Genomic DNA, 25,266 nt, shown 5'->3' with positions numbered 1-25,266 from the left:
GAAGGGACGGACGGTACCCCCGGAGAGGAGAGAGACCGAGATGGCAGCGACGACACTTCAGGGCAAGCGGATCGCGTTCCTGGCCGCCGACGGCGTCGAGGAGGTCGAGTACGTCCAGCCCCGCGAGGCGGTGGAGCAGGCCGGTGCCACGGTGGAGCTGGTCTCGCTCAGGCCCGGCACCATCCAGTCCTTCAACCACCTGGACCAGTCGAAGACGTACGACGTGGACGTGACCGCGGCCGACGCGGACGCGGCCGGCTACGACGCGCTGGTGCTGCCCGGCGGGGTGGCGAACCCGGACTTCCTGCGGGCCGACGCGGACGCGGTGCGTTTCGTCAGGGCGTTCTTCGACGCCGGCAAGCCGGTCGGGGTGATCTGCCACGGGCCGTGGACGCTCATCGAGGCGGACGTGGTGCGGGGCCGCCGGCTCACCTCCTGGCCCAGCCTGCGCACCGACCTGGCGAACGCCGGCGCGGACTGGGTCGACGAGCAGGTCGTCACGGACGGCGGCCTCGTCAGCAGCCGCAAGCCGGACGATCTGCCGGCCTTCTGCGCCAAGATCGTCGAAGAGTTCGCCGAGGGCCCGCACTCGTCCCGCTGACCGATCGTTGGTCGTGAGGTCGGTGACCGCAGCGCCACCGGCCCCACGATCGACGAGGTGCCCTACGCTCCGCACGCATGTTTCGGGTGAGCGGGGAAAGGAGGCGGGATGACCACGGAAGCCCCGGCGCTCGGCGGGCGACAGATCCGGCTGCTGATGTTCGGCCTGATGACCGGCATGTTGTTGGCCGCGCTCGACCAGACCATCGTCGGCACCGCGCTGCCGACCATCGTCGGCGAGCTGGGCGGGATCAACCACTACTCGTGGGTGGTGACCGCGTACCTGCTGGCCTCCACGGCCTCGACGCCGCTCTACGGCAAGATGGCCGACCTGTACGGGCGACGACCCGTCTTCCTCTTCTCCATCGGCACGTTCCTGCTCGGCTCGCTGCTGGCCGGCCTGTCGCAGGACATGACCCAGCTCATCGTCACCCGGGGGGTCCAGGGCCTCGGCGCCGGCGGCCTGATGACGCTCGCGTTCACCATCATCTCGGACGTGGTGTCGCCCCGGGAGCGCGGTCGCTACCAGGGCCTGTTCGGGGCGGTCTTCGGCCTCTCCTCGGTCGCCGGGCCGCTGGTCGGCGGATACTTCGCCGAGACCGACTGGCGGTGGATCTTCTACATCAACGTGCCGCTGGGGATCCTGGCGATCGTCGTGTGCTCCAGGGTGCTGCGGCTGATCCCGTTCACCAGGCGCGACCACTCGATCGACTGGCTCGGCGCGGCGCTGCTGGTCGCCGGGGTGAGCAGCCTGCTGCTCGCGCTGAGCTGGGGCGGCAACGAGTACGCCTGGGGCTCCGGGGTGATCATCGGCCTCTTCGTCGCGGGCGCGGTGCTCGGCGTGCTCTTCGTGCTCCAGGAGGCCCGGGTGGCCGAGCCGATCCTGCCGCTGCGGCTGTTCCGCAGCGCCACGTTCGCGCTGGCCAACTCGGCCGGCTTCGTGCTCGGCCTGGTGATGTTCGGCTCGATCATCTTCATCCCGCTCTACCTCCAGATCGTCCGGGGCGCCTCGCCCACCCGCAGCGGCCTGCTGATGCTGCCGATGATGGCCGGCATCATCGTCACCTCGGTGCTGACCGGCCGGGCGATGAGCCGGATCGGCCGGTACAAGTGGTTCCCGGTGTCCGGCGCGGCGGTGCTGCTGGTCGGCATGCTGCTGTTCACCCGGCTGGAGGTGGACACCTCGCTCTGGGTGGCCTTCGGCTTCATGGTCGTGATCGGGGTCGGGCTGGGGCTCTGCATGCAGTCGCTGATCCTGGCCGTGCAGAACTCCGTGTCGATGCGCGACCTGGGCGCCGGCACCTCGTCGGCGACGTTCTTCCGGTCGCTGGGCGGCTCGTTCGGTGTCGCCATCCTCGGCGCGGTGCTGTCGTCGCGGCTCACCTCGGAACTCGCGGACCGGCTGCCGGGCGCGATCGCCGTACTGCCGCCGGAGCAGCAGGCCGCCGTCGCGGCGAGCGGCGGGGCGGACGTCTCGGTCAACGATCCGGCGACCATCCTGGCGCTCCCCGCCCCGGTACGCGCGGCCGTCCAGGCGGCGTTCGTCGAGTCGCTGCACCTGGTCTTCCTGACCACCGGCCTGATCGCGATCGTGGCGGTGCTGGTCACGCTGGCGCTGCCGAACGAGAAGCTGCGCGGTGCGGGCCCGGGCGGCGCCACGGGCGGCACGGACGGCCTCGGCGGCGAGGGCCCGGCGCCCGGCGGCAAGCCGCTGGACAGGGAGTCGAAGCAGGAGGCCGCCGCCGAGATGGAGGCGAAGAGCCAGACGATGCTCTGACCGACCAGATCTCGGCCTCGGCTCCGGCCCCAGACCTGGGGCCCGGGTCGGGGCCGGTCGGGGCCGGGGTCGGCGCGGCCTACTTGAGGATCAGCCGGTTGGTCTGCTCGAAGACGTCCAGGTCGGCGACGGTCTCGGCGACGCTCGCGGAGAGCGGGGCCGGCAGTTGCGCCCGGTGGAAGAAGCCCGCGTCGGTCGTCTCGTCGGTGATCCGGGTCAGCTCGCCGTCCCACTCGTCGACGCGGAACGCGGTCGTGAAGATCTGGTACGTGTGGCCGTACATGTTGGTGTGGGTGCGGTCCGGGCCCGTGTAGAGGGCGAAGGCGCTGACCCGCAGCGCGCGCAGCCCGGTCTCCTCGCGTACCTCCCGGACGGCGCAGTCGGCGATCGACTCGCCCAGCTCCATCGCCCCGGCGGGCAGGGCCCACTGCCCGTTGTCGGAGCGCTGGATCAGCAGGAGACGCCCCGCCTTGTCGCGGACCACGGCGCGGGCGCCGACGAACATCAGCGTCCGGTCACCGGCGAGCGCGCGTAGCTGTCCCACGTACGAATCGGCCCAGGAGATGCTCACCCGGACAATTTACGGTGCCGTTACGGTCTCGACCGGCATTCCAGGGTTCCCAACCTGTGACCGCCGACACTACTTTGTTACCCATGCGTAGCACGATGATGGACGCCCCTCTCCAGGTCTCCCGGATCCTCGGTCACGGCGCCACCGTGCACGGTACGGCGGAGGTGGTCACCTGGACGGGCGGCGAGCCGCGCCGGATGACGTACGCCGAGGTCGGGCGCATGGCGGCCCGGCTGGCCCATGCGCTGCGCGACGAGTGCGGTGTCACCGGCGACGAGCGGGTCGCCACCTTCATGTGGAACAACGCCGAGCACCTGGTGGCGTACTTCGCGGTGCCCAGCATGGGCGCGGTGCTGCACACCCTCAACCTCCGGCTCTTCCCCGACCAGGTCGCCTACATCGCCAACCACGCCGAGGACCGGGTGGTGCTGGTCGACTCGACGCTCATCCCGCTGCTGGCCCGGGTGATCGGCGAGATGGGCACCGTGCGGCACGTGGTGGTCGTCGGCGGCGGCGACCCGGCCCCGCTCACGGCGGCGGCCGGCGACCGGATCGCCGTGCACCACTGGGACGCGCTGCTGGCCGACCGCCCGGACGTCTTCGACTGGCCCGAGGTGGACGAGCGCGACGCCGCCGCCCTCTGCTACACCTCGGGGACGACCGGCAACCCGAAGGGCGTGGCCTACTCGCACCGCTCGATCTACCTGCACTCCCTCCAGGTCTGCATGCCGGAGGGCTTCGGTCTCGGCCCGACCGACCGCGAGCTGGCCATCGTGCCGATGTTCCACGCGATGTCCTGGGGCCTGCCGTACGCGGCCTTCCTCTCGGGGGCGTCGCTGATCATGCCGGACCGGTTCCTCCAGGCCGCGCCGATCGCCGACATGATCGCCGCCGAGCGGCCCACCCTGGCCGGCGCGGTGCCGACCATCTGGACCGACCTGCTGGCCCACCTGGACGCCCACGACGTGGACAGTTCCTCGCTGCGGGAGGTGATCGTCGGCGGCTCGGCCTGCCCGCCGGCGCTGATGCACGCGTTCGCCGAACGGCACGGCATCGACGTCATCCACGCCTGGGGGATGACGGAGATGTCCCCGCTGGGCTCGGTCTCCCGGCCGCCGGCCGGCGCGACCGGCGAGGAGGCCTGGCGCTACCGCTACACGCAGGGCCGGGTGCCGGCCGGGGTCGAGGCCCGCATCGTCGGCCCGCTGGGCGAGCCGCTGCCCGCCGACGGGGCGTCGGTCGGCGAGCTGGAGGTCCGCGGGCCGTGGGTGACCGCGCGGTACGTCGGCGACGACGTGCCGGACGAGGAGAAGTTCCGCGACGGCTGGCTGCGTACCGGCGACGTCGGCACCCTCTCGCCGGACGGCTACATCACGCTCACCGACCGGGCCAAGGACGTCATCAAGTCCGGCGGCGAGTGGATCTCCTCGGTCGAGCTGGAGAACGCCCTGATGGCCCACCCGGCGGTGCTGGAGGCCTGCGTGGTGGGGGTGCCCGACGAGCGCTGGGGTGAGCGGCCGCTCGCCACCGTCGTGCTCCGCGAGGGGGCGTCGGCGACGGTCGAGGAGCTGCGGGAGTTCCTGGCCGGGTCGGTGGCCCGCTGGCAGTTGCCGGAGCGCTGGGCCGTCATCGACGCGGTGCCGAAGACCAGCGTCGGCAAGTTCGACAAGAAGGTCGTCCGTTCCCGGTACGCCGGGGGCGAACTGAGTGTCCGGGAGCTGACCGCCCCGTAACGTTCTCAGGCGCATTGTCGCCTGTTGGGGTAGGGAACACTCCTGACTTCCCTCCCCAGGGGCGGCCCCGGCGTTCGCACCGCGCCGGGGCCGCCCGCTCCATGCGGGGTACCCGCACCGTCATTGTTGCGAAGCTTGTTCGCCTCTGTGCCCACTACGGGGAAATCCGCCCAGCTCAGAGGGCTTACGGCCGCCGGCCGTCACTCGTCCCCGCTCGTGGTGATCAGCACCTTCCCGACCACCGAGTTCTCGACCGCCTCGTGGGCCGCGACGGCCGCCGAGAGCGGGTGGCGGTGCAGCGGCAGGCCCGCGTCCTCGCCCACCCGGATCCCGCCCTGCGCCGCCGCGGCGGCCACGTCCACCACCGCCTGGGCCTTGGCCGCCTTCGGCTCGGTGTAGACGAGGACGAACTGGAACCGCGCGTTCGGTGCCAGCAACGGCCGGATCGGCAGGGTCACCTCGTCCCCGCCGTCGTCGGCGTAGACGCAGACCGCCCCGCCGCGCCGGAGCAGTTGGACGTCGGCGGCGGCGTTGCGCGCCGCGGAGACCTCGACGATCGTGTGCACCCCGTCGGGCGCGATCTTGCGGACCTCCTCGACCACGTCCTGCGTCCGGTAGTCGACCACGAAGGACGCGCCGGCCGCCGCCGCCAGCTGCGCCTTCTCCGGGCTGCTGACGGTCGCGACCACGCAGGCGTCCGCCCAGCGGGCGAGCTGGATGGCCGCGTTGCCCACCGCGCCCGCCCCGCCCTGCACGAGCACCGTGTGGTCGCTGAGCGCGCCCGCGTGCAGCCGGTCCGGCGTGTACTCGCCGGCCGTCAGGCAGCGGTGCGCGGTGAGGAAGGGGATGCCCAGGCAGGCGCCCAGCTCGAAGGAGGCGTCGCCGAGGGGCACCGCCTGCCGGACCGGCACCACCGTGTACTCGGCGGCGGTGCCCCAGGGCCGCTGCCACGCGGCCTCCCACAGCCAGACCCGCTCGCCGATCAGGTCCCGGTCGACGCCCTCGCCCACCGCCTCGATCACCCCCGCGCCGTCCTGCCCGGGCGTCTGCCAGTCACCCGGCATCGGCCCCTGCGAGCGGGCCTTCCAGTCCGTCGGGTTCACCCCGGAGAACGCCACCCGCACCAGGACCTCGCCGGGGCCGGGCTCCGGCACCGGCCGGTCGAGAAGTTGCAGCACCGAGGCGTCGCCGGTGCGCTCGTACACGATCGCCTTCATCCCCGTCTCCTCACCCGGCGGCCCCGGCCGGGGCGCCGTGGCTGCGGTACCCGGCGGATCCGCGCTCATGCCCGCGCCGGCCGGGTGGGCCCGGGGTTGGGCTGGCGTTGGCTTCGGGGTCGCCCGCGTCAGGCGTGGCGTGCCGGCCCGGTGGGGCTGCCTACCCGAGGCGGTCCACGGTCTGCGGGGTCAGCTCCCCGACCGTGCCCAGGAGCAGCGTCGCCAGGCGTTCGGCGTCCGGGTCCAGCGGGTACGCCCCGTGCGGCACCGCCACCACCGTCATCCGGGCGGCGGCGGCCGAGCGGACGCCGTTGGACGAGTCCTCCACGGCCACGCAGCGGGCCGGGTCGACGCCCAGCCGCTCGGCGACCGCCAGGTAGACGTCGGGCGCCGGCTTGCCCCGTTCGGTCTCCTCGGTCGACAGCGTGGCCCCGAACGCCCCGGTCAGGTCCGTCGCGGCCAGCGCCGCCCCGATCAGCCGGGTCGGCGACGAGCTGGCCAGCCCCAGCGGCCACCGTTCGGCCAGCCGGCGCACGACCTGGTCGGCCCCGTCGATCAGCGGTACGCGCTCCGCGTACCGCCGGGTCATCTCCTCGATCACCTCGGCGGCGACCTGCTCGGGGCTGCGGCCGACGCCCAGCTCACCGCTCAGGTAGCGGGCCCACTCGCCGGTGCTCATGCCCATCAACCGGCGCTGCGTGTCGGGCTGCCAGGTGCCGCCGTGCGCCGCGACGTACGCCCGCCGGACCTCCTCCCACACCGGCTCGGAGTCCACGATCACGCCGTCCAGGTCGAAGACCACCGCATCCGCCACGAACCCATCCTGCCCCATCGGCGGCGTCCGGGCCGGCGGGCGGGGGTCAGCTCCGCAGCGCGGGCAGACCGATCGGGTTGCCCTCCGGGATGACGGTGTGGGCGGCGCGGGCGATCGGTTCGAGCAGCTCCCGCAGCCGCTCGGTGCGCTCCTGGCCCAGCGTCCGCCACGGGCGGGCGGCGGCGGCGTCGGTGGCGTCCTCGATCGCCTGGAACCGGGCGAGACCTCGCTCGGTCGGCTTCCCGTCCGGGGTGAGCCAGCCCCGCTCGGCCAGCCGGGCGCGGGCGGCGGCCCACTGCTCCTCCGACCAGCCGCGCCCGAGCAGGTTCAGCGGCGAGATGTCGACCGCGACCCGCCAGGCCAGCGTCTCCACCGGGTCGAGGTCGGCCGCGACCAGGGCGGCGACGTGCCCGTCGCCGCGCTGCTCGCGCAGGGTGGTGGCGGCCTGCCAGAGCCGGGCCAGCGGGTACTCGCCGCGCGGCAGGGCCGCGTTGGCGGCGCCCAGCACCCGGCCGGCGGGCTCCGCCTCGGCGGCGGCGGCCTCCAGCAGTTCGGCCGCCTCGACGAGGTGCGACTCCGGCAGCTCGTAGGTCAGCTCGGCCAGCGCCTGCACCGCGCCCGTGAGCCGCGCCCGCAGCGCCTCCTGCGGGGTGGCCAGCCGCCAGACGGCCGGCAGCGCCCGCGCCACCGTGTGCGGGGCGAAGTTGAAGAACGCCGCCGTCACCGGGGCGGGCTCGGCGGCCCCCAGCGGCGCGGCCCGGCCGGCGAAGTAGCCGCGCCAGAATCCCCGCAGCCCGACCGCCTCGAAGGCGGCCCGGGCGCGGGGGTGGAAGTAGGTGATCGCGTGGACCGGCTCGTAGTGGGTCCACAACACCCGGGCGGTCCGCCCCGCGTCGTCCAGCGCCGTCACGTGCACCTCCGCGTCCGGTCCGGTCATCACCCCGGACGGTCGGACCGCCCGGGGTGACGCTGAACCTACTGCCGGTGGCGGAGGGGCCGGAAGCCCTCTGTGGGCTACTGCATCAACGACGGGCGACATCCCGGGCGAACCGGGCCGCTATCGCGGGGCAACGGCCCGGTCACGGAGCTCGACCCGGCCGGTTCGCGGGTCACTGGGCCGCGAGCACGTCCACGACGAAGCGCAGCGGGCCGGCGGGACGGCCGCCGGGGGGGTTCTCGCCGTACGCCAGCTTGGCCGGGAGGTCGAGCTGCACGCGGCTGCCGACGGTCACCCCGACGAGGCCCTGGTCCCAGCCCGGGATGACCTGGCCGACGCCGATGGCGAAGGAGGCCGGCTGCCCGCCGTTCCACGACGAGTCGAACTCCTTGCCGTCCTTGTAGAAGACGCCGACGTAGTTCGTGGTGATCGTCTGACCCTTCTTCACCGCCGGGCCGGTGCCCTTGATCAGCGGGGTCACGACGAGCTTCTTCAGCTCGCCCTCGCCGGCGGTGACCTTCGGCTTGGTGCCCAGGGCCGGGTCGGCCCCTTCCGGGAGCTGCGGGGCCGGGGGCGCGTCGGCGGCGGGGGCGCTGGCGGACGGGCCGGCCGAGGGGGCGCTGGCCGTCTGGTCCTTGTCGCCGTCGCTGTTGCGCCCGATCGTGACGAAGACGGTGATCAGCACCGCGACCACGGCGACCCCGGCGAGCCCGCCGGCCCAGGCCTGCCGGCGGCGCTTCGCCTCGGCCGCCTTCTGCGCGGCCAACTGGGCGGCCAGCCGCCGCTCCGACTTCTGGGACCGGTTCTGCGTACGCTCGCTCACGGCGTCGACTCCCTGCTGCGAAGGTGGTGGCCGGCATCGGAGTGCCGGGGGGAAAGCCGACGCACACGGTACCCGCCCGGCCGCCCACCGCGCCGCCTCGACCGTGGCCGCTCCCGCCGCACGGGTCACGCCGGCCCCGGCACCACCATGAAGTCGGTCACGAACGAGGTGACCCGGCCGTCGGCGGTCCGCCCGATCCAGGTGCCGTAGCAGCCGTCGCCCCAGCCCGACCAGACCGTCACCACGTTGGCCCCGGTCGCCTCGTCGAGCACCGCGGCGACGTGCCCCGGCACCGGCCCGCCCGCGGGCTCGTCCGCGACGAAGACGTCCGTCACCGCGCCCTCGTCCCACGTTTCCAGGGCGGCCAGCGCGGTGGGATCGGCCAGGGTGCCGATGCCGGTGTCCACCCCGTAGCCGAACCAACCGTCCGGCTTGAGGGCCGAGACGTCCTGGTCGCCGACCAACGCCATCTCCCAGCGGGCCGTCGGCTCGTCGTGGACCACCAGTTCGAGGGCGGCCACCCGCCGGTCCGCCTCGGTGTCCTCGCCGCGCACCACCGCGACCCAGGCCCGCGCCGGGTAGCTGCCGGGCGCCACCCCGACCGTGAACGGTTCGTCCTCGGGGCAGGCCACCGGGTCGCAGCCGACCACCCGCCCCGTCGGCAGCACGACGTCGCCCAGCGCGTGCACCTCCATGACGTACGTGGCGTGCTCGTCGGCGAAGCGGGCACCGGGTGTCAGCAGCCGGTCCAGGTCGGGGGTGTACGGCATGGCGTTCCTCTCGCGGCGGGGGCCGGCGGAGCGTACCCGCGGCGATCCGCACCTGCGAGACCGCACCGCGCCGGCCGGCGGTTCAGCCCTCGAGATGCCGCACCAACCCCTGCCGCAGGTGGTGCTTCGGGCGGGAGCCGACGATCGAGCCGACCACCTGCCCGTGGCGGAAGACCAGGAGGGTGGGCAGGGACATCACGCCGTAGGTGCGGGTGGCCGTCGGGTTCGCGTCGGTGTCGATCGTGGCCACGACCAGCCGACCGGCGAACTCCTCGGCGAGTTCGGCGAGGCTGCGGGAGATGGCCCGGCACGGCGGGCACCAGTCCGCCCAGAAGTCGACCACCACCGGCCGGTCGGCGGCGAGCACCACGGTGGCGAAGGTGTCGTCGGTGACGGCGGTCAGCGAGCCGTCCGGCGCAGTCTCGAGCATGTTTCCTCCCGTTGGGTGATGGCGTGGGCGAGCTGGTCGCGCAACTCCTGGCGGACCGCGTGCAGCCGGTCGATGCCGGCGTCGACCTCGGCCAGCTTGCGCCGCAGCACGGCCACCGAGTCGGGGCAGACGTGACCGGAGGCGTTGCCGGCCCGCAGGCAGGCGACGAACGGGCGGATGTCGTCGAGGCCGAAACCCACCGCCAGCAGCGCCCGGATCTCGCGTACGACGGGCAGCTCCGCCTCGTCGTAGACCCGGTATCCGTTGGCCGAGCGGGCCGCCCGGACCAGGCCGTGCGTCTCGTAGTAACGCAGGGCCCGGGTGCTCGTGCCGGCGCGCTCCGCCAGCTCACCGATCAGCATCCGACCTCCCTCGTCCGACCCGACCGACGCTAGACCTTCCCACCGGCGTCAAGGCAACCTCAGATGAAAGGAAGGGCACCTTGGCCAGGGGTCAGGCCGTCTTGCGGGCCGTCTTCTTCGGGGCGGCCTTCTTGGCGGCGGGCTTCTTCTCGCCCTCGGCGGCCTTCTTCGGGGCGGCCTTCTTGGCGGCGGCCTTCTTCGGCGCGGCCTTCTTCTCGGCGGTCTTCCTGGCCGGCGCCTTCGCCGCCTTCTTCTCGGCGGCCTTCTTCTGCGCGGAGCGGGCGGCCGAGATCGGGGTCGGCTCCCCGCCGCCGCCGGCCGGCGCCTCGCCCCGGGCGGACCGGGCGCGCTCGACGGACGCCTTCAGCGCCGCCATCAGGTCCACCGCTGCGGCCGGGGCCTCCTCGACCTCCTCCGGCTGGACCACCTCGCGACCCTCCACCTTGGCGTCGATGACCTCCTGCAAGGCCGCCCGGTAGTCGTCGGTGAAGGCGTCCGGCTCGAACTCGCCGGCCATCGAGTCGATCAGCGAGCTGGCCATCGCCAGCTCCGGCGGGCGGACCTTCAGGTCCTCGTCGAGGAAGCCGAAGTCGGGCTTCCGGATCTCGTCCGGCCAGAGCATGGTGTTGAGCAGCAGCACGCCCTCGCGGACCCGGAGTGTCGCGAGCTGTTCCCGCTGGCGCAGCGCCACCTTGACGATCGCCACCCGCTCCGAGTCGGTGAGGGCGTCGCGCAGCAGCAGGTACGGCTTGGTGGCGGTGCCCTCCGGCTCCAGGAAGTACGCCTTGTTGTAGAGGATCGGGTCGACCTGCTCGGCGGGGACGAACTCCAGCACGTCGATCGCGCGCGAGCTGGACAGCGGCAGCTCGGCGAAGTCCTCGTCGGTGAGGATCACCATCTCGCCGCCGCCGATGTCGTAGCCCTTGGCGATGTCGTCGTAGGTGACCTCCTCGCCGCAGACCTGACAGGTGCGCTTGTAGCGGATGCGCCCGCCGTCCTCCCGGTGCACCTGGTGGAAGCGGATGTCCTTCTCCTCGGTGGCCGAGTAGAGCTTGACCCCGATGGAGACGAGCCCGAACGAGACGGCTCCCTTCCAGATGGCCCGCATCCCCGTGCTCCTCTCGCCGGTACAGCCAGGATCGCAAATGATCGAAGGCCGCGCGAGCGCTTCGGTGCGCAAGTACAGTCGGGACGTGCCCGGCGCGCCGCTCAAGCCGATGCTCGCGATGACCGGGCAGCTCCCGGCGGGTGCCGGCTGGGCGTACGAGTTCAAGTGGGACGGCGTCCGCGCGCTCGCCGACATCTCCGGCGGCCGGCAGCACCTGTATGCCCGCAGCGGCGTGGAGATCACCGCCGCGTACCCCGAGCTGGCCACCCTGCACGAGCAGGCGGGCGACGCGCTGCTCGACGGCGAGGTGGTGCTGCTCGGCGAGACCGGCCAGCCATCGTTCACCGCCCTGGCGGAGCGGATGCACGTGCGCGACCGGAACAAGGCCGCCCGGCTGGCGGCGGTCGCCCCGGTGACGTACATGATCTTCGACCTGCTCCGGCTCGACGGCGAGGACCTGACCGGCCGGTCGTACGCCCGCCGGCGGGCGGCCCTGGACGGCCTGGCGCTCGGCGGCGCCCGGTGGGCGGTGTCGCCGCTCTTCGGCGACGGCCCGGCCACCTACGAGGCGGCCGGCGAGCACGGCCTGGAGGGGGTGATGGCCAAGCGGGTCGACTCGGTCTACCGGCCGGGCGTGCGCTCGCCGGACTGGGTGAAGGTCAAGCTGGAGGTCACCGGCGACTTCGTGGTCGGCGGCTGGCGGCCCGGGGCGCGCCGCGTCGGCGGCCTGCTGGTCGGGGTGCCGCGCCCGGACGGGCGGCTCATTTACCGGGGGCGCGTCGGCGGCGGCATCGGCGCGGCCATCGAGCGGGAACTGCTCCGCGAGCTGGAGCCGCTGCGCACCGGCGCGTCGCCGTTCGCCGGGGACGTGCCGCGCGAGGATGCCCGGGGCGCGATCTGGGTAACACCCGTGGTCGTGGTGGAGGTGAAGTACGGCCAGCGCACCCCGGACGGGCGACTGCGGTTCCCCCGGGTGCTCCGGCTGCGGCCGGACAAACCCGCCGAGGAGGTCGACGATGCCGGCTGAACGGTTCAAGGTGGACGTGGAGGGGCGCGCGCTGGAGCTGTCCAACCTGGACAAGGTGCTCTATCCCGAGGCCGGGTTCACCAAGGGCGAGGTGATCGACTACTACACCCGGATCGCCCCGGTGCTCCTGCCGCACCTGGCCGACCGGGCGCTCACCCGGATCCGCTTCCCCAACGGGGTCACCGGCGGCTCCTTCTTCGAGAAGAACGCCCCGGCCGCCACCCCCGGCTGGGTACGCACCGAGACGCTGCCCGCGCCCGGGTCCAGCAAGGGCCGGGACACCATCGACTACGTGGTCGCCGACGACCTGCCCACCCTGGTCTGGCTGGCCAACCTAGCCGCGCTGGAGCTGCACACGCCGCAGTGGAAGGTCGGCGAGCACCCCGACATGATGGTCGTCGACCTCGATCCCGGGCCGCCGGCGGCGCTGCGCCAGTGCTGCCAGGTGGCGCTGCTGATGCGCGACCGGCTCGCCGACGACGGCATCGACAGCTATCCGAAGACCTCGGGCAAGAAGGGCATGCAGCTCTGCTGCCCGATCGCCGGCAGCCAGTCCTCCGACCACGTGTCCGACTACGCCAAGCGGATCGCGCAGGAGCTGGAGCGGGCGCACCCGAAGCTGGTCGTGTCGAAGATGGCGAAGAACCTGCGGCCGGGCAAGGTCTTCATCGACTGGAGCCAGAACAACGCCGCCAAGACGACCGTGTCCCCGTACTCGCTGCGGGCGCAGTCCGTGCCGTCGGTCTCCACCCCGCTGACCTGGGACGAGGTCGAGGCGGGTGCGGCGGGGAGGCGGCCGGCGACGAAGCCGTACACGGCGGGGGAGGTGCTCAAGCGGGTGGAGAAGCAGGGCGACCTGCTGGCCCCGCTGCTCGACGGCGGCCCCGAACTGCCCGCCCGCTGACTGCGGGGCACCGGACCACGTCCGCCGGCTCCCGACGCCGACGAGCAGGCGTCTCCGACGACGACCGCATCGACCGCCATGATTTTGGCTGTTAGTATCCGACGACATTCGCGTCCGGCGTGAAAGAAATCTCAGCCGAGGTCGGCGCGCGTCCAGTCGGAGGATCGCCCATGAAACGGCTCATCGCCCGCCTCCTGGCCCTCGCGTGCGTCCTGCCGCTGCTGGCCCTGCCGGCGCAGCCAGCCGCCGCCTCGACCCTGTTCCGCGGCCAGCTGAACGGGGGCGCCGACCCCACCATGACCTACTTCAACGGCGCCTACTTCCTGTCCACCACGCTCGGCGACCGGATCGGCATCTGGACCTCCCCGACGCTGGCGGGCCTGGCCACCGCGCCCGAGCGGACGGTGTGGCGGGACCCGGACCCGAGCCGCAACAAGCAGGTCTGGGCCCCCTCGATCCACCGCTTCGTCCGGCCCGAGGGGCCTCGCTGGTACATCTACTACACCGCCAGCGACGGCGTCGACGCCAACCACCGCAACTACGTCATCGAGTCCGAGGGCGACAACCCGCTCGGCCCGTACCACTTCAAGGGGCGGATCGCCGACTACGGCGAGTACGCCATCGACGGCGAGCCGGTGACGCACAACGGCCGGTCGTACTTCGCCTGGACGGGCCCCGGCCGGGGGATGGGCGGGCCGGCGCAGCTCTACCTGCGGCTCATGACGTCGCCGTGGACCACCACCGGCAACCGCGTCGCGCTGCCGGCCGACGGCGGCTGCCACGAGGTACGCGAGGGGCCGACCGGCCTGCGCGGCCCGGGGCGGCTCTTCCTCGTCTACTCCGCCTGCGACACCGGCAAGCCGGACTACCAGCTGTGGATGAAGTCCATAGCGGACGGCGCGGACCCGCTGGTGGTGTCGAACTGGCGCCAGCACCCCGGACCGGTCTTCTCCCGCAACGACGCGGCCGGCGTCTTCGGCCCCGGGCACAACGGCTTCTTCCGCTCGCCCGACGGCACCCAGGACTGGATCGTCTACCACGGCAAGACCAGCTCGGCGTACACCTACGACGGCCGCACCACGCGCGCCCAACCGGTCGTCTGGAACGCCGACGGCACGCCGAACTTCGGCCGTCCGGTCGCCCTGAGCACGCCGCAGGTGCCGCCCGCCGGGGACCCGTGGGCCAGCCAGGAACCGGGCGCGTCGCGCGGGTACGTCTCCGGCGAGCAGCGGCACCACTTCGAGCGCACCCCCGACGGCATGCTCTCGCACTGGTGGCGGGAGCCGGCCGACGGCTCGATCCACCGCGACACCTGGGGCGGTCCGATCGCGGGCCGGCCGACGGGCTACCCGGTCGGCGGCGAACAGCACGTCTTCGCCCGTACCCCCGAGGGGAACCTGCGGCACTGGTGGTGGGCCCCGGGCGGCAGCGTCCGCCAGGAGGACTGGGGCGCGGGCCTGGCCGGCGACCCGACCGGCATGCTCTACCTGAACGGGCAGAAGCACGTGTTCGGCCGCGGCACCGACGGCAGGCTGCACCACTGGTGGCAGGAGCTCGACGGCACGGTCCGCCGGGACGTCTGGCACGGCGGCGACGTGGTCGGCAACCCGGTCGCGTACGCGTTCCACGACGAGCAGCACGTCTTCGCGCGCGGCAGCGACAACACCCTGCGCCACTGGGTCTGGTACCCGAAGATCGCGAACAACCTGCCCAGGCTGGACGACTGGGGCGGCGTCGGGAAGGTCCACTCGGACCCGACCGGCTTCGCCTTCGGCGACCAGCAGCACGTCTTCTACCGGGCCGCCGACGGCAGCATCGAGCACCGCTTCTACTCCCACGACCTGGACCGGGTCTTCACCGACAACTGGGGCGGCAACGTCGTCGGCACGCCCTGGGCCATCCGGCAGGGCCAGACGCAGCAGGTGTTCGCCCGCTCCGCCGACGGCACGCTGTGGCGCATGTCGTGGCGACCGGGCGGCACGGTGACCACCGACAGCGGCGGCACCGGCGCCACCACCGATCCGGTGGCGCTGGCCTGGCGCGACGAGACCCACGTCTACACCCGGGGCGCCGACGGGACGCTCGTCGACCGGCACTGGCAGCCGGCCGGCGGCGCGGTCCCCACGTCGTGGGGCGGCCAGGTCGCCCCCTGAGCCGCGCGGCGGCGTCACCCCGGCCGGCCGGTGCGGCCCGGGTGACGCCGCGCCGCATCGGGTGGGCCCGCGCGCGGCGGCGTCGCCCGGCCGCCGAGGCGGTCGGTCAGGCGGCCGGCCAGGTGGTGTACGAGATCCGTGCGTTCAGGTTGGCCGGCACGCCCAGCCAGGTGTAGCAGTTGACCGAGACGACGGTGTCCGCCCCGGACGGGGACCACCCGGCCAGTACGCAGTAGCCGCGCGGCGGACGCTGGAGACTGGTCACGAACGAGTTCACGAAGGCGGTGCCGTAACCGGTGCCCGTGCCGGCGAAGCGCGCCTGGTAGCGGCCGGTGCCGAGCACCGTGCCCGTCGCGCCGCCGAAGCCCGGGATCGTCGAGTTGTAGCTCTCGCCGCCGATCCAGGTGCCGCTGACGTTCTCACCGTGGAACACGCCGCTGGCGAAGCGCGGCCCGAACGCGCGGCCCAGGAGGTCCACCCGGGAGCCGTACGTGACCACGAAGCGGGCGTCCACCGGCATGCCGGCGGCGTTCGCGCAGTGGACCACCCACCCGTCCGGCGGATCGAGCTGGCAGTGCACTGCGGTGCCGCCCAGCGCGGTCACGTGCGCCATCGGGAAGATCGCTCCGCCCTCGCTGGGCGGGTTCGGGTTCATCAGGAAGCGGTACCGGCCCTTGTCGAGGCGCTCGTAGGCGACCGTCCCGCCGGTCGAGTCGTACCGGTAGGCGGCGGGCAGGGTGCGTACGCCGGTCGGCTGCGCCTGGTCGGTGACGAACCACGCCAGCCGGCCCTGGCCGACCTGCCGGACGTTCGTGAAGGTGGCCACGAAGCGGCTGTCCGCCGGGCTGCCGGTCGCGGCGAAGCAGCGCACCTGGATCAGCAGGTCGGGGGCGCCGATGGGGCTGCGGTACCAGCTCGCCACCGTGCAGAGAACCGGCCCGCCCCCGTACGCCACCGCGTGGGCCACCCCGCCGCTGGTCGCCGCCCCCTCCAGCGCCACCGTGTACGCCCCGGTGCCGGTCCGCCGCACCACGACGTCGCCGTCGCCGGAGTGGGCGCTGTAGCCGCCGGTGATGCGGTACTCGGTCGTGGTCGGGGCGTGCGCCCAGACCGTGGCGGTGACCGTGGGGTCGGGGCCCGGCAGCGGGTCCGCCACGGCGGGCACCGGCCGGGCCAGCGTCGCCCCGGCGAGCAGCACCGCCAGAGCCACGGCGCCCCGCAGCGTCCCGCCCCGCCGGGTCCGGGGCACACGTTCGTCTGTCTGCATGACGCAGCCTCCCTGGGCCTCGGCGGACCGTCCGCGCCACGAGTGTGGCAACGCCGGTCAATGCCCGTACCGGTGCGGCGGCGCCGCCTGCCCGAACCACCGCGCCCGGGAGTGTGACGTCCGGTGCGGTGCCAGTGCCCGCGCGGTGCCCCTGGGTGTCCGCGCGGGTGCCCGGAACCGCGCATCGGTGCCCTACCGGCCCGTAGCCCGTTGAGTAGGCTGACCGCAGCCTGCCGAGGAGTGCGACATGAACATGACCGATGCCCTCGTCCGGGAGCCGCTGACCGGGGGCCGGGCGGCGGAGGTCGACCGGCCGCTGCTCACCTACCTCGACGACGCGACCGGTGAGCGGGTGGACCTGACCGCGACGGAGCTGGGCGGCTGGGCGGCGCGGGCCGCCGGGTTGCTGCGCGAGGGCTGCGGGCTGGGCGTCGGCGACCGGGCAGCCGTGCTGCTCCCGGCCCACTGGCAGAGCGCCGCCGTGCTGCTGGGCGCCTGGTCGGCCGGGGTGGCGGTGTCCTTCCGACCCCGGGCGACCGCCGGCCTGCCGCCGGTCGAGCCGGGTGCCGACGAGCCGTACGACGCCGTCTTCGTGAGCGCCGAGCGGCTCGACGACTGGCTGGAGGACGTGCCCGAGGCGCGGCACCGCTTCGTCCTCGGCCTCGGCGTCACCCCGCGCGCCCCGGCCCCCGAGGAATACCGGGACTGGCTGGCCGAGGTGGGCCGGCACACCGACGCGCTGCCCGCGTCCGCCCCGCTGACCAGCGCCGACGCCGCCAGCCCCGACGGCACCAGCTACCGCGAGTGGGGCAGCGTCGCGCTGGCCGTCGCGGAGCGGCTCGACCTGCGGGCGGGCGACCGGCTGCTGGTCGACGTCGCCGAGCACGAGCAGCCCGTGTACTGGCTGCTCGCGCCGCTGGCCGTCGGCGCGTCGGTGGTGCTCTGCGCCAACCTGGACCCGGCCCGGTCGGACGCCCGGATCGCCGCCGAGCAGATCACCCGGGTGCTGTAGATGGCCGGGATCTACACCGAGGCGAGCATGTCGCTGGACGGCTACATCGCCGGCCCGGGCGAAAGCGGCTTCGACCAGCTCTTCCACTGGTACGGCAACGGCGACGTCGCCACCGCCACCGCCAAGGCGGAGATGACGTTCCGCACCTCGCAGGCGAGCGCCGGGCACCTGCGGCACACCCTGGACGACACCGGCGCCCTGGTCGTCGGCCGGCGGCTGTTCGACCTCGTGGACGCCTGGGACGGCCGGCACCCCATGGACAAGCCCGTCGTGGTCGTCACCCACCGCGTGCCGGACGGCTGGCCCCGGCCGGGCGCGCCGTTCACCTTCGTCACCGAGGGCGTGGAGGCCGCCGTCGCGCAGGCCAGGGAGCTGGCCGGCGACCGCTGGGTCGCGGTCAACGGCGGCAGCATCGCCCGCCAGTGCCTGGCGGCCGGGCTGCTCGACGAGATCCGGGTCAACCTGGTGCCGGTGCTGCTCGGCGACGGCGTGCCGTTCTTCGACCACGTCCGCGACGCCCCCGTCGAGCTGTCCGACCCGACGGTCGTCGAGGGCGACCGGGTCACCCACCTCTACTACCGGGTCCGCCGACAGTAACCGTCCGAAAGGACGAAACGAGCCTCTTCCGGTACGCCCCGAACAGGCGCGGCGCGGGCCGCGGAACGCCCCGCGCGCCTTCGATCAGCGCTCCCCGGCCCCGTGGCGTTACAGGGAGAACAGGCCCTTTCCGCAGGTCTGTTGCATGCGCGATCGACGTGGTCTCATACCGGGGAGACGACGTCATCGACCCTGGTCATGACAACCCCGCGTCGACTTCGCACCGCCTCCGTACTCCTGAAAGGTGCACCGATGCACAGGAGACCCATCTTCCGACTCGCGGTCCTCACCGCCACCGCCGCGACGCTTCTGGCGTCCGGCGGCGCCTACGGCGCGGTGTCGGCGGCGCCCGTGCCCGTCTCCCCGGGCGCGGCCGAGTGCGAGCCGGACGCCCACGGGCACGGCGCGGCCCGGCTCGCCGAGGGCGCCACGGCCAAGGAGCCGGAGCTCTACGCCAAGAACGAGGCGAACGCCTACGGCGTCATCAAGGACGCCCCGCGCCTGGCCAACGGCAGCGTCACCGTGCCGACGGTCTTCCACATGATCTCCGACCACCCGCTCACCGCAGCCGAGACGACCAGGTGGAACACCCTGATCGCGGCCCAGATGAAGGTGCTCAACGACTCGTTCGCGGGCCGTACCGCCGCCAACGCCTCCGACACGCCGTTCCGGTTCGACCTCGTCGACACGACGTGGACGGTGAACAGCGACTGGTACACCGTCGTGCCGGGCAAGAACGAGCGCGACATGAAGAAGGCGCTGTACACCGGCGACTCCGAGACCCTCAACGTGTACGCGGCCAACATCGGCGACGGGCTCCTCGGCTGGGCGTACTTCCCGAAGGGCTACAACAACGGCCGCGACTACATCGACGGCGTGGTCATGCTCGACGAGTCGATGCCGGGCGGCACGGCCGGCAAGTACGCCCTCGGCGACACGCTGACGCACGAGGTCGGGCACTGGCTGATGCTGGAGCACACCTTCGCGCACGGCTGCTCCGCCTCCGGCGACTTCGTCGCGGACACCCCGCGCGAGGCGGCGCCGCAGTTCAACTGCCCGGTGGGCGCGGACACCTGCACCGCACCCGGGCTGGACCCGATCCACAACTTCATGGACTACACGCAGGACTCCTGCATGAAAATGTTCACGCCGGGTCAGGCGGACCGGATGAGCGACGCCTGGGTCGCGTTCCGGGCCGGCGGCGCCGGCTGACGCAGGGCGCGGGTGGCGGCCGGTCGTCGACCGGCCGCCACCGTCGGCCCCGGACCGGCTGATCCCGGGCCGGGGCGGATCTCGATTCAGTCGAACGCGGCGGCGAACATGCCCGGCTGGTAGGAACCGCCCCGCTGGTGCACGATCACGGCGAGCCGATTGGCCGCGTTGATCAGGGCGACCAGCGCGACCAGCGCGGCGACCTGATCGTCGTCGTAGTGCTTGCGCACCTCGGCCCAGGTCTCGTCGGACACGCCCTGGTAGGCGTCGGCGAGCCGGGTACCCTCCTCGGCGAGCGCCAGCGCGGCCTGCTCGGCCTCGGTGAAGACGGTGGACTCGCGCCAGGCGGCGACCAGGTTGAGCCGGACCGCGCTCTCGCCGGCCGCTGCGGCCTCCTTGGTGTGCATGTCGATGCACCAGCCGCAGCCGTTGATCTGGCTGGCCCGCAGCGACACCAACTCCTGCGTGGCCTTGGGCAGCGGCGACTGCTGGATCACCAGGCCGGCGTTCGCGAACCGCTTGGCGAACTTCCCGGCGATCTCGTTGTCGAACAAGTTGAATCGGGCGTCCATGCTTCCGTCCTTCACTCCTGGTGTTCGGGTGGACGAACACGAGATGCCGGCGAGCAGCGCCGTGTGACGGCGCTGCCGGGGTGACGACTGCCACAACCGGAGGTGTCACAGAACGGTCCGGTCCGGCATCTGATGGGTGACGCAGTCGCGAGGAACAGGAGCCACCCATGGTGGGTACGCCGCAGACCGCCGCCGACGATCGCCCGGACCCGGCCACCGAGGCGTTCCTCGCCCACCGCAACCTGCTCTTCACCGTCGCGTACGAGATGCTCGGCTCGGCCGCTGACGCGGAGGACGTCCTCCAGGAGACCTGGCTGCGGTGGGCGGGCGTCGACCTGGGCACGGTCCGGGACCGGCGCGCCTACCTGGTCCGGATCACCACCCGCCAGGCACTCGTCCGACTGCGTACGCTCAGCCGCCGCAGGGAGTCCTACGTTGGCCCCTGGCTGCCCGAGCCGCTGCTCACCGCTCCGGACGTCGCCGAGGACGTCGCGCTGGCCGAGAGCGTCTCGATGGCGATGCTGCTGGTGCTGGAGACGCTGGCGCCGACCGAACGGGCGGTGTTCGTGCTACGCGAGGTGTTCGACCTCGGTTACGACGAGATCGCCGAAGCCGTCGACAAGAACCCCGCCGCTGTCCGGCAGATCGCCCACCGGGCACGGGCACACGTCGCGGCGCGCCGGCCCCGCCGCGTCGTCTCCGCGGCCGAGACCCGGTACGCGCTCGACGCGTTCCAGCGGGCGGTCGAGACCGGCGACCTGCAGGGCCTGCTCGACATCCTCGCGCCGGACGTGGTCCTGCTCGGCGACGGTGGCGGCATCAAGCAGGCAGTCCCGCGGCCCATCCTCGGAGCCGACAAGGTGGCCCGCCTGCTGGCCGGCGGGTGGGGCAAGGTCGCGGACAGCACGTCGTGGCGGCCGACACAGGTCAACGGCCACCCGGCGCTGATCGTCCAACTCGAGGGTGAGATGGACACGGTCCTGGCCGTGCGCATCGACGGCGGCCTCATCACCGGAATCTACGCCGTACGCAATCCCGAGAAGCTGTCCCACATGGAACGGGAGACCGTCCTGAGCCGGTGAGCCGGAAATCCTCGTCCACCATGGACGCGGTTCGATCCCGGTCCAGCTTGGTAGCGTGCCCCGTGCGTCCTTCCCTCCTGCTGTTCGCCGGTGGTGCGCTGGCTCTCGCGCAATCAGCAAGCGGAGCCCGCATCGTCCTTCGTGACGCGCTTGACGCGGAGGCGATGTACGGCGGCGGATTGGATGTCGTCCTGCTGCTGATGCTGGTGGTTACCTCGGTGACCGGTGCGGCCGTTCTGTTCGCCGCCGGTGGGCTGCTGGTTCGTCACCGGGTCAGGCCCGGCCGCGCCCTGCTTTATCTGTGGACCGGTCCGATCCTCGTCCGGTCGGCATATGGCGGCTTTCTCGTGAGCGTCCCGAACGACGGTGGCCCGTTTCCGGCCTGGGCTGTCGTAACAGAGGTCGTCGCCGGTCCAGCTCTGGTTCTGACGGTGATCGCAGCAACGTGGTTGCTGTCTTGCGGTCCAGCCGCACCCAGCGAGTACGTGACGCACGTCCGTACCAGTGCGACCCGCAACCGCCCGCACATCGAGAAGTCGGCATCCGGGCCACGGTGAGCACGGCAGTTCTCACGCGTCGATCTGGGGCGGAAGCTCCCGATCTGGTTCACCAACTACGGATCAGATGCCCGGCCGGACCCGCCTCGTGCAGGGCGAGAGGTGGTCGGTGGGCAGCGCACACCGCGCGCTGCCGGGCAGTGGCCGGTCACAGAAGACCCAGTGTCGTACGCCCTGCTGGTCCTCGGCCGAGACGGTGACCCCGCCGGGCTCGACGCGGGCGCTGAGCCGGGCCAGCACGCGGGCGGCGGTCCGGGCGAGGATCCGGGCCCGGAGCAGGTCGGGCGCGGTGACCGGCAGGTGGATCACCCAGCGGTCGGTCATCGGTCCAGCCTGATCGATACTGGGCGGCCAACCGACTGCAAGGGGCCCGACGTGCCTATTCCGCCCGCGATGGACGAGCTACTCGCCGATCTGCTGAAAAAGATCAAGGATGGGGCGTATCCGGCCGGCTCGCAGCTACCCTCCGGTCGGGTGCTGGCGGCGGAGTATGACGTCTCGCAGTCGACGATCAGCCGCGCCGTGGCGAGGTTGCGGGGGCAGGGTGTGCTCGTTGGTCGTCCGGGGCGCGGCGTTTTCGTCGCGGAGTCCACCCGGCCCTGAGCGTGTCGCTCGGGCGGGCCGCTGTCCTCGCTCAGGCTCCGGCGGTCCGGCGAGCATCCCTCATGGATATGACCCGTCGGTGCGCAACATGCTCTTGAGATGCCGCAATCGATTTACTAGGTTCGATTGGTAGGCGCGATCAGGGACCGTCGGATCCGGGAGAGTGACCCCATCGCACACATCGAACTAGGGGTGGACGAGGCCGAGTTCCCGGGCATCCGTGGGCCGTTGAGCTTCCGGCCGGAGACCGGTCGACCGTTGCTGGAACTGGTCGAGGTGCTGCTGCGGGGGCCACACCCGCTCACAGCCGGGGAACGGGAACTGATCGCCGCGTACGTCTCCGGCCGCAACGAGTGCACCTACTGCTGCTCGGCGCACTCGGCGTACGCGGCGGCGCAGCTCGACGAAGGCATGACCCTGGTCGACCAGGTACGCGCCGACCTGGACAGCGCGCCGGTCTCCGCGAAACTGCGTGCCCTGCTGCACATCGCGGGCGCCGTCCAGGTCAGCGGACGTGCGGTCACCCCCGAACTGGTCGAGGCCGCCCGCGCCGGGGGCGCCACCGACCTGGAGATCCACGACACGGTGCTGATCGCGGCGGCCTTCTGCATGTTCAACCGGTACGTCGACGGCCTCGGCACCCGACCGGCGGCCGACCCCGGGTGGTACGCGAAGGCGTCCGAGCGCATCGTCCACGCCGGCTACCGCCAGGTCGTCTGACCACGATCCGACCGGCGCCACCGGACCGAACCGCCTGCCCACGAGCAGAACCCGGAGCATCAGGCCGCTAGCCGAATGGGGGCGTGACGTCTTGGCACACATCGACCTGGGCGTGGACGAGAACGAGTTTCCCGGGGTCCGAGGCCCGTTGAAGTACCGGCCGGTGACCGGCAAGCCGATGCTGGAACTGGCCGAGACCCTGCTGCGCGGGCCGCTCAGCCTGCCGACGGCCGACCGCGAGCTGATCGCCGCGTACGTCTCCGGCCTGAACGAGTGCACCTACTGCTGCTCGGCGCACTCGGCGTTCGCCGGCGCCCTGCTCGACGAGGGCATCACCCTGGTCGACCAGGTACGCGCCGACCTGGACAGCGCCCCGCTCGGCGCCAAGCTGCGCGCCCTGTTGCACATCGCCGGGGCCGTGCAACGCAGTGGACGCAGCGTCACCCCCGAGCTGGTCGGGGCGGCCCGCGCCGGGGGCGCCACCGACGAGGAGATCCACGACACGGTGCTGATCGCGGCGGCCTTCTGCATGGTCAACCGGTATGTTGACGGCCTCGGCACGTTCGCCCCGAGCGACCCGAAGTACTACGACGAGACGGCCCGGCGGGTCATCAGCGCCGGCTACCGCAACACGGTCTGAGTCTGGTTCTCAACCCGTACGCCGCTTGGGACGGCGACCGGGCATCTCGCGGTCAGTTGATTGGATCATGCACACTGCGAGTTTGCGCGCCTGCGCGGTGCTGGCTGTCGGTGTCCTGACGGTGGGTGTGGCCGGATGCGGAAGTGGTCCCGCCGCGCCTGCGGCACTTCCCGATCCGTGCGAATTGATCACCGGCGAGGTGCTGGATCGGCTCGCCCCCGGCTCGAAGCGGGAGCCCCGAGAGCAGTTGGGCGACGGCAGCGGTAGTAAGAGCTGCGACGTCGACCTCACTGCCGGCACCGGTTCCCTGCGCGGCGACCTGGAGGTGACGGTCGCGGTCGACGGCAACGAGACGTACGACGGCGGCTGGCAGGCCCGACAGTGCGCCGAGATCGGGGCCAAGCCGACGTCCGGCGGGCCCGGTGACGCCTCGTGTCTGGTGATCTCTCCCTGGGCGAACGGTGAGGCACGCATCGATGGCTGCGCCTGGGTCGACGGCGACTACGAGGTACGCGTGACCTACCAACTGGTTGAACCCCGGAACTTTCCTCCAGGCGCGGAGCAGGACTTGCGCAACCTTCTCGCGGCCGCGGTCGATTTCCTGCCCGTCGGGTGACCGCCGTCGGTGGCGGCGTACTCGGTGTCGATGGCGGCGCCAGAGGGTGATCGCGTAAGACTGGGAAGTCGATCGCCCCGGTGGTACCGCTCGTAGTACCATTCACCCTGTGTCGTCCATAGACAAGGTCGTTGCAGCGATGCGGACAAACCAGCAGAACATCGCATACGGCGATCTCTATCGGGCATGCGAACACTACTTCGGGAAGCCGCGCCAAGCTGGCAGCTCTCACGCGGTGTTCAAGACGCCCTGGGCCGGCGACCCACGTGTGAACATCCAGAACGACAAAGGTAAGGCGAAGGCGTACCAGGTCCGGCAAGTGCTCAAGGCGGTCGACAAGAAGGAGGCCATGTGATGCAGCCCGACCCCCGCCCCGAGATCACCCACTACACCTACCGCGTCACCTGGTCCGCCGAGGATCGCGAATTCGTCGCCACCTGCGCCGAGTTTCCCTCACTCTCCTGGCTGGCTTCCTCCCAGATCGAGGCTCTGCAAGGGCTTCAGGATCTACTGCGTGAGGTGATCGAGGACATGCAGGAGCAGGGCGAAGCGGTGCCGCAGCCCTTCGCCGAGCGCAGCTACTCCGGCAAGTTCAACCTGCGTGTCGGCGAGAGCCTGCACCGGGAACTCGCCATCCAGGCAGCCGAGGACGGCATGAGCCTCAACCAGTACGTCCTCCGCAAGCTCCGAGCCGCCTGAGGTCGAGGTTGGCCTTCGCCGCCTCCTGCTGCGTGGCTGACAGACTGCCGAAATGAGTTACGACCTGGCGGTGTGGGAGGGTGTGCAGCCTGGCGACGACGGAGAGGGTGGCGTTGTCTACGAAAGGCTCTATGAGGAGTACATGGAGGGTGAGGAGCGCGCCCCGACGCCGAGCATCCTTGCCTATGCCGAAGCGCTGGCTGAGCGTTGGGCCGTCATGACCGAAGGCAGGTCCTCCGGCTGGGGGGCGCTGCTTAACGACGCCTCCGGTCCGATGATCTACCTGACCATGCCTTACGGGCTGGCTGGGAAGCTGTCGGCCGAGGCCGCCCTGCTGGCCGACAGGCATGGACTTGTCTGCTACGACCCACAGTCGGAGCACCTCCGGCCAGTACACGACGACTAGGTCCGGCCGGAGGCACCCACGGCTGAGTCGTTTACGACATCAGCTCTACAGCGAGCG

29 protein-coding genes and 1 pseudogene are annotated in these 25,266 nt (G+C 72.3%); 18 read left to right on the top strand and 12 right to left on the bottom strand.

Annotated elements, in window-relative coordinates; genetic code table 11:
- The first annotated feature begins 40 nt into the window (after nucleotides 1–40).
- Nucleotides 41–601, top strand: a complete 561-nt coding sequence (locus tag EV374_RS05030; RefSeq protein ID WP_132232006.1) for a type 1 glutamine amidotransferase domain-containing protein — start codon at nucleotides 41–43, stop codon at nucleotides 599–601.
- 108 nt (nucleotides 602–709) lie between these two features.
- Nucleotides 710–2,377: an MDR family MFS transporter gene (locus tag EV374_RS05025; protein WP_132232004.1), complete on the top strand. Its 1,668-nt coding sequence runs from the start codon at nucleotides 710–712 to the stop codon at nucleotides 2,375–2,377.
- Between the two features lie 79 nt (nucleotides 2,378–2,456).
- On the opposite strand, the gene EV374_RS05020 is transcribed toward EV374_RS05025, so the two are convergent.
- Nucleotides 2,457–2,948 carry an NUDIX hydrolase gene (locus tag EV374_RS05020; RefSeq protein ID WP_132232002.1) on the bottom strand — a complete coding sequence of 164 codons (492 nt, stop codon included), beginning with the start codon at nucleotides 2,946–2,948 and terminating at the stop codon, nucleotides 2,457–2,459.
- Nucleotides 2,949–3,031: 83 nt separating this feature from the next.
- Between EV374_RS05020 and EV374_RS05015 the strand changes: the two genes are divergently transcribed.
- Nucleotides 3,032–4,681, top strand: coding sequence for a fatty acid--CoA ligase (locus tag EV374_RS05015; RefSeq protein WP_132232000.1), 1,650 nt, complete (start codon nucleotides 3,032–3,034; stop codon nucleotides 4,679–4,681).
- Nucleotides 4,682–4,881: 200 nt separating this feature from the next.
- On the opposite strand, the gene EV374_RS05010 is transcribed toward EV374_RS05015, so the two are convergent.
- From EV374_RS05010 to ku, 8 genes and pseudogenes are all read right to left on the bottom strand, one after another.
- Nucleotides 4,882–5,898, bottom strand: coding sequence for an NADPH:quinone reductase (locus tag EV374_RS05010; protein WP_132231998.1), 1,017 nt, complete (start codon nucleotides 5,896–5,898; stop codon nucleotides 4,882–4,884).
- Between the two features lie 160 nt (nucleotides 5,899–6,058).
- Entirely contained in the window at nucleotides 6,059–6,712 is a 654-nt protein-coding gene (locus EV374_RS05005) for an HAD family hydrolase (protein WP_132231996.1), read from the bottom strand.
- 46 nt (nucleotides 6,713–6,758) lie between these two features.
- Complete coding sequence (locus tag EV374_RS05000) at nucleotides 6,759–7,649, bottom strand: SCO6745 family protein (RefSeq protein ID WP_132231994.1); 891 nt, start codon at nucleotides 7,647–7,649, stop codon at nucleotides 6,759–6,761.
- Nucleotides 7,650–7,821: 172 nt separating this feature from the next.
- A pseudogene (locus EV374_RS04995) lies at nucleotides 7,822–8,509 on the bottom strand (FKBP-type peptidyl-prolyl cis-trans isomerase).
- Nucleotides 8,510–8,597: 88 nt separating this feature from the next.
- Nucleotides 8,598–9,242: a DUF4241 domain-containing protein gene (locus EV374_RS04990; protein ID WP_132231990.1), complete on the bottom strand. Its 645-nt coding sequence runs from the start codon at nucleotides 9,240–9,242 to the stop codon at nucleotides 8,598–8,600.
- Nucleotides 9,243–9,324: 82 nt separating this feature from the next.
- Nucleotides 9,325–9,672 (bottom strand): thioredoxin, encoded by a 348-nt coding sequence (gene trxA, locus EV374_RS04985; RefSeq protein ID WP_132231988.1) that lies wholly within the window; start codon nucleotides 9,670–9,672, stop codon nucleotides 9,325–9,327.
- The gene (locus EV374_RS04980; protein ID WP_132231986.1) at nucleotides 9,642–10,034 is read right to left on the bottom strand and encodes a MerR family transcriptional regulator; all 393 of its coding nucleotides are present in this window, start codon (nucleotides 10,032–10,034) and stop codon (nucleotides 9,642–9,644) included. Before EV374_RS04980 ends, trxA begins: the two co-directional genes overlap by 31 nt.
- Before the next feature lie 91 nt (nucleotides 10,035–10,125).
- Nucleotides 10,126–11,142: a non-homologous end joining protein Ku gene (gene ku, locus EV374_RS04975; RefSeq protein WP_132231984.1), complete on the bottom strand. Its 1,017-nt coding sequence runs from the start codon at nucleotides 11,140–11,142 to the stop codon at nucleotides 10,126–10,128.
- An 85-nt stretch (nucleotides 11,143–11,227) separates the two neighbouring features.
- Between ku and ligD (EV374_RS04970) the strand changes: the two genes are divergently transcribed.
- The 3 genes from ligD (EV374_RS04970) (at nucleotide 11,228) to EV374_RS04960 (ending at nucleotide 15,226) form a co-directional block, all read left to right on the top strand.
- Nucleotides 11,228–12,169, top strand: coding sequence for a non-homologous end-joining DNA ligase (gene ligD / locus EV374_RS04970; protein ID WP_132232430.1), 942 nt, complete (start codon nucleotides 11,228–11,230; stop codon nucleotides 12,167–12,169).
- Nucleotides 12,159–13,073, top strand: coding sequence for a non-homologous end-joining DNA ligase (ligD, locus tag EV374_RS04965; RefSeq protein ID WP_132231982.1), 915 nt, complete (start codon nucleotides 12,159–12,161; stop codon nucleotides 13,071–13,073). Before ligD (EV374_RS04970) ends, ligD (EV374_RS04965) begins: the two co-directional genes overlap by 11 nt.
- 170 nt (nucleotides 13,074–13,243) lie before the next feature.
- On the top strand, nucleotides 13,244–15,226 hold the full coding sequence (locus tag EV374_RS04960; RefSeq protein WP_132231980.1) for a family 43 glycosylhydrolase: 1,983 nt from the start codon (nucleotides 13,244–13,246) through the stop codon (nucleotides 15,224–15,226).
- Nucleotides 15,227–15,332: 106 nt separating this feature from the next.
- Here EV374_RS04960 and EV374_RS04955 read toward each other — a convergent pair whose 3' ends face one another.
- Nucleotides 15,333–16,493 (bottom strand): hypothetical protein, encoded by a 1,161-nt coding sequence (locus EV374_RS04955; protein WP_132231978.1) that lies wholly within the window; start codon nucleotides 16,491–16,493, stop codon nucleotides 15,333–15,335.
- 247 nt (nucleotides 16,494–16,740) lie between these two features.
- On the opposite strand from EV374_RS04955, the gene EV374_RS04950 reads away from it, so the two are divergent.
- From EV374_RS04950 to EV374_RS04940, 3 genes are all read left to right on the top strand, one after another.
- A complete protein-coding gene (locus EV374_RS04950) occupies nucleotides 16,741–17,505 on the top strand; it encodes a TIGR03089 family protein (RefSeq protein WP_486485586.1) in 765 nt (254 codons plus the stop codon).
- The gene (locus EV374_RS04945) at nucleotides 17,506–18,102 is read left to right on the top strand and encodes a dihydrofolate reductase family protein (protein ID WP_132231976.1); all 597 of its coding nucleotides are present in this window, start codon (nucleotides 17,506–17,508) and stop codon (nucleotides 18,100–18,102) included.
- Nucleotides 18,103–18,354: 252 nt separating this feature from the next.
- Nucleotides 18,355–19,314 (top strand): zinc metalloprotease, encoded by a 960-nt coding sequence (locus EV374_RS04940; protein ID WP_132231974.1) that lies wholly within the window; start codon nucleotides 18,355–18,357, stop codon nucleotides 19,312–19,314.
- A gap of 86 nt (nucleotides 19,315–19,400) precedes the next feature.
- On the opposite strand, the gene EV374_RS04935 is transcribed toward EV374_RS04940, so the two are convergent.
- Nucleotides 19,401–19,886 (bottom strand): carboxymuconolactone decarboxylase family protein, encoded by a 486-nt coding sequence (locus EV374_RS04935; RefSeq protein ID WP_132231972.1) that lies wholly within the window; start codon nucleotides 19,884–19,886, stop codon nucleotides 19,401–19,403.
- A gap of 167 nt (nucleotides 19,887–20,053) precedes the next feature.
- Here EV374_RS04935 and EV374_RS04930 point away from each other — a divergent pair, with 167 nt between their 5' ends.
- Nucleotides 20,054–20,968 (top strand): RNA polymerase sigma-70 factor, encoded by a 915-nt coding sequence (locus EV374_RS04930; RefSeq protein ID WP_132231970.1) that lies wholly within the window; start codon nucleotides 20,054–20,056, stop codon nucleotides 20,966–20,968.
- A gap of 62 nt (nucleotides 20,969–21,030) precedes the next feature.
- Nucleotides 21,031–21,525, top strand: coding sequence for a hypothetical protein (locus tag EV374_RS04925; protein ID WP_132231968.1), 495 nt, complete (start codon nucleotides 21,031–21,033; stop codon nucleotides 21,523–21,525).
- Between the two features lie 63 nt (nucleotides 21,526–21,588).
- Here the strand turns inward: EV374_RS04925 and EV374_RS04920 are convergent, their stop codons facing one another.
- Entirely contained in the window at nucleotides 21,589–21,849 is a 261-nt protein-coding gene (locus EV374_RS04920) for a hypothetical protein (protein ID WP_132231966.1), read from the bottom strand.
- A 69-nt stretch (nucleotides 21,850–21,918) separates the two neighbouring features.
- Between EV374_RS04920 and EV374_RS04915 the strand changes: the two genes are divergently transcribed.
- The 7 genes from EV374_RS04915 to EV374_RS04885 all read left to right on the top strand — a co-directional run bounded on the left by EV374_RS04915 (nucleotide 21,919) and on the right by EV374_RS04885 (nucleotide 25,209).
- Complete coding sequence (locus EV374_RS04915) at nucleotides 21,919–22,128, top strand: winged helix-turn-helix domain-containing protein (protein WP_132231964.1); 210 nt, start codon at nucleotides 21,919–21,921, stop codon at nucleotides 22,126–22,128.
- Nucleotides 22,129–22,299: 171 nt separating this feature from the next.
- A complete protein-coding gene (locus EV374_RS04910) occupies nucleotides 22,300–22,848 on the top strand; it encodes a carboxymuconolactone decarboxylase family protein (RefSeq protein WP_132232426.1) in 549 nt (182 codons plus the stop codon).
- 91 nt (nucleotides 22,849–22,939) lie between these two features.
- Nucleotides 22,940–23,488, top strand: coding sequence for a carboxymuconolactone decarboxylase family protein (locus tag EV374_RS04905; protein WP_132231962.1), 549 nt, complete (start codon nucleotides 22,940–22,942; stop codon nucleotides 23,486–23,488).
- Nucleotides 23,489–23,570: 82 nt separating this feature from the next.
- A complete protein-coding gene (locus EV374_RS04900) occupies nucleotides 23,571–24,104 on the top strand; it encodes a hypothetical protein (protein WP_132231960.1) in 534 nt (177 codons plus the stop codon).
- A 109-nt stretch (nucleotides 24,105–24,213) separates the two neighbouring features.
- Entirely contained in the window at nucleotides 24,214–24,459 is a 246-nt protein-coding gene (locus EV374_RS04895; RefSeq protein ID WP_486485585.1) for a toxin HicA, read from the top strand.
- Nucleotides 24,459–24,803 carry a type II toxin-antitoxin system HicB family antitoxin gene (locus EV374_RS04890; protein ID WP_132232422.1) on the top strand — a complete coding sequence of 115 codons (345 nt, stop codon included), beginning with the start codon at nucleotides 24,459–24,461 and terminating at the stop codon, nucleotides 24,801–24,803. The genes EV374_RS04895 and EV374_RS04890 overlap by 1 nt, the downstream gene beginning before the upstream one ends.
- 52 nt (nucleotides 24,804–24,855) lie before the next feature.
- Nucleotides 24,856–25,209 (top strand): hypothetical protein, encoded by a 354-nt coding sequence (locus EV374_RS04885; protein ID WP_132231958.1) that lies wholly within the window; start codon nucleotides 24,856–24,858, stop codon nucleotides 25,207–25,209.
- Nucleotides 25,210–25,266: the final 57 nt, after the last annotated feature.

Source organism: Micromonospora sp. CNZ303, assembly GCF_004345505.1.
Note: the sequence above shows the minus strand (reverse complement) of the source record. Positions and strands in the feature narration are given on the sequence as shown.